Consider the following 3,830-nt stretch of genomic DNA (forward strand, 5'->3'; position numbering starts at 1 on the left):
TTGATAGATCATGTCAGATCAAGAGCAACAAGCAATTACTCGCTCCGAACTCGTGGAGAGCTTGGCGGAACAGTTTCCCCAGCTATTACCTCGTGATGTCGAGTTAGCAGTAAAAACATTGCTAGACACCATGACTCACGCTTTAGCCGAAGGCAAGCGAATTGAGTTGCGCGGTGTTGGCAGTTTTGTTTTGCATCACCGTCCTGCGCGTACTGGCCGCAACCCCAAATCTGGTGAGAAGGTATTGATCCCAGAAAAACGGGTGCCGCATTTCAAGCCTGGCAAAGAATTACGTGAGCGTGTTGACTACAAGCCTCTAAAGCAAGTGAGCCCTAAAGAGGGTTCTGGTGCCTAGCCACATAGCGCATATCCAGTGGTCCATTCGGACCATTTTTTTATTTAAGTTCTGCACAGCATGATTCAGATTGCAACCGCTTGGCTCCTGTTATTACCAGTCATGTTTGGTATTGGCTGGCTAGCTTCACGCTGGGATCTGCGTCTTGAGAATCGTATGGATGAGCGCGAGCGTATGCGTCAGCAACGCTCAACTTTTAAAGGTTTAAGTCTCTTATTAAACGAGCAGCCAGATCAGGCGATTGAAACTCTAGTCAAGATTGCTCAGCTCGATCCTGAAACCATTGAACTTCATTTTGCTTTAGGGAATTTATTCCGTCGCCGTGGTGAGACTGAGCGCGCCATTCGAGTGCACCAACACTTGGCCAATCGAGATGACTTGAAGCCACGTGATAGGGACCATGCTGCTTATGAATTAGGCCGCGATTTCCTACGTGCTGGTTTATTAGATCGAGCCGAAGCATCTTTAAATCGGGTGGGTGAAGGTAAATTTGCGGCACCTGCAAAAGAGAGTCTGCTCGAGATGTATCAGATCGAGCGAGATTGGAAGAAGGCCATTATTGCTGCTAGCGAACTCGCAGGCTTACAAGGAAAATCCCACCATACTGAGATTGCACAATTTCATTGTGAGTTGGGTCAAGAAGCATTGCGCCGTAAGGATTTGCCAGAGGTTGAGCACTCTGTTCAATTAGCCTTGCAAGCAGTTCCGCATCATGCCCGTGCGCTAATTTTGCAAGGCGATTATCTGATTGCCATGGATCGTCCAGCCCAAGCAATTGAAGTGTGGGCCGTGATTGCGAAAACGCATCCTGCCTATATGCATTTACTTGCGGATCGTTGGATGGCAGCACATACTGCACTAAATAAAGCGGATGAAGGCTTAAGTGCCCTTTGTGAATTGTTAAAGACCCAAGCTTCTGGTGAGTTGCTTGATATTGTGCAAAAGCATATGACTCAAATTCGTGGGGCACAAGCCGCTGAAGTGATGCTGGTTGAAGTGATGCAACATTCACCAAGCTTGAGTGCACTTTCTAAGTTGGCTGAGACTCGTTTGGCTTTAGCGGAAAGTAACGGTACACCAGAGCGAGTATCAGATTTACAGGCAACACTGAGTTTATTGAAGCAGCGCACGACAAGCTTGGCCCGCTATACCTGTGGCAATTGCGGTTTCCGTGCACGACGTTTTTACTGGCAGTGTCCGGGTTGTAACAATTGGGAGGCATACTCCCCAAGACGCAGTGAAGGAGCCGTTCCTAGCGGCCCTTCAATGTAATCTGAGTTGCTATTGCTAATCTAATACGAATTATCTGGAGCTATCTTGAAAGTCACCATCATTGGAAGCGGTTACGTTGGTCTTGTTACTGGAGCTTGCTTAGCAGAGCAGGGTAATAACGTCTTTTGTGTCGACGTAGACCCCAAGAAGATTGAGATTCTCAACTCTGGTGGCGTGCCCATCTATGAGCCAGGCCTCAAAGAGATGATTGAGCGTAATCGTGCTGCTGGTCGCTTGCAGTTCTCCACTGATATTGCTGCTTCTGTTGCCCATGGTGATATTCAGTTCATTGCGGTTGGCACTCCTCCTGATGAAGATGGCTCGGCTGATCTACAGTACGTCGTAGCAGCAGCCCGGAATATTGGTCGCCATATGACGACTCCTAAAGTGATTGTTGATAAATCTACTGTTCCAGTAGGTACGGCCGATAAGGTTTCTGCTGGAATTACTGAAGAATTAGAAAAGCGTGGCCTCTCACCGGAGCTGTGTTCGGTAGTTTCTAACCCGGAGTTTCTCAAAGAGGGCGCGGCAGTTGAAGACTTTATGCGCCCAGACCGCATTGTGATTGGAACGCAAAATACCCCAGCGGGACTGCGCGCTAAAGAGCAGATGCGCAAACTCTATGCCCCATTTAATCGCCACCATGAGCGTACCTATTACATGGATGTCAAAAGTGCCGAGCTGACTAAATACGCAGCTAATGCCATGTTAGCTACTCGTATCTCTTTTATGAACGAGCTGGCCAATTTGGCTGATTTAGTAGGCGCTGATATTGAAGCGGTGCGCCAAGGTATTGGTTCAGACTCCCGTATTGGTTATGGCTTTTTGTACTCCGGTACCGGCTATGGCGGCTCTTGCTTTCCAAAAGATGTTTCCGCTTTATCCAAGACTGCAATTGAGTATGGTCGTGATCTGAAGATTTTGGATGCTGTCGAGGCGGTGAACGAAGCTCAAAAGTACATCCTCGTAGAAAAGATTGAAAAACGCTTTGGTGCGGATCTGAAGGGCAAGAAGTTCGCCATGTGGGGCTTAGCATTTAAACCGAATACAGACGATATGCGTGAAGCCCCAAGTCGTGTGATTATTCAAGAGCTAGTTAAGCGTGGTGCCCAGATTGTGGCTCATGACCCAGTAGCCATGCCAGAAACTAAGCATTGCCTCGATATGGACTTTAAAGGCAACCCAGAAGGCCTCAAACAAGTCACTTTAGTGGATGACCCTATGGCAGCCACTCAAGGTGCTGATGCTCTAGTCATCGTGACTGAATGGAAAGCCTTCCGTAGTCCTGATTTTGATCTTCTCAAAGCCAAGCTCAAGAACCCGATCATCTTTGATGGCCGTAATCTGTATGAGCCGCAAGCTATGCAAGAATTAGGCATTGAGTATCAAGGTATTGGTCGTCATAATTAATTATCAGTACAGAAGAATCCATTCGAAAGATTAGAGAGATTAGTTACATCGTGGAAAAAGCCAACCGAGAACAATTTTCTAAAGCCCGTTTATTAGTGGTGGGCGACGTCATGCTCGATCGCTATTGGTTTGGCGATACAAATCGGATCTCTCCCGAAGCGCCAGTTCCTGTAGTTCAAGTGGGTAAGATTGATGAACGTTTAGGGGGCGCAGCTAACGTAGCGCGTAACGTTGCAGCACTTGGTGCTAAGACAACAATTTTAGGTGTGATTGGCGATGATGAACCAGGCCGCCGTGTTTCTGAATTGCTGACATCTAGTCACGTTGATAGCCAGCTTGAGGTTGATGGCAAAGTACCAACAACTGTGAAGCTACGTGTCATCGCAAGGCAACAGCAATTGATTCGTTTGGATTTTGAAGAAGCCCCTAGTGAGGCTGCCCTCGCTCATAAGTTGGAGCGTTATGAGAAGCTAGTTGGTGATGCTGATGTGGTGATTTTGTCTGATTACGGCAAAGGTGCATTGGAACAAGTGGCCTTGATGATCGAGCAGGCTCGCGCTCAGAAGAAGATGATTTTGGTGGATCCTAAAGGTGATGATTACGCTAAATATCGTGGTGCCACTGTACTGACGCCTAATCGCAGTGAGTTGCGTCAGGTAGTTGGTCAATGGACTAGCGAAGAAGATCTCACAAAGAGAGCTCAAGATCTTAGAAAATCATTAAATCTGGAAGCGCTTCTCTTGACTCGCTCTGAAGAGGGTATGAGTTTATTTACTGAGGCTGGTGTGAGTCA

At 47.4% G+C, this 3,830-nt stretch carries 3 protein-coding genes and 1 pseudogene; all 4 read left to right on the top strand.

The annotated features are described in order from the left end of the window. Positions 1-10 precede the first annotated feature (10 nt). A pseudogene (locus B7Y67_RS12560) lies at positions 11-307 on the top strand (integration host factor subunit beta); the annotation flags it as partial. Positions 308-415: 108 nt separating this feature from the next. Beyond that, entirely contained in the window at positions 416-1,627 is a 1,212-nt protein-coding gene (gene lapB / locus B7Y67_RS12565; RefSeq protein ID WP_293598940.1) for a lipopolysaccharide assembly protein LapB, read from the top strand. Between the two features lie 45 nt (positions 1,628-1,672). Beyond that, positions 1,673-3,037, top strand: a complete 1,365-nt coding sequence (locus B7Y67_RS12570) for a UDP-glucose/GDP-mannose dehydrogenase family protein (protein WP_293598941.1) — start codon at positions 1,673-1,675, stop codon at positions 3,035-3,037. A gap of 110 nt (positions 3,038-3,147) precedes the next feature. Further along, positions 3,148-3,830 (top strand): bifunctional heptose 7-phosphate kinase/heptose 1-phosphate adenyltransferase (locus tag B7Y67_RS12575; RefSeq protein WP_293598942.1); only part of this gene is annotated, 683 nt, incomplete at its 3' end.

The organism is Polynucleobacter sp. 35-46-11 (assembly GCF_002281105.1).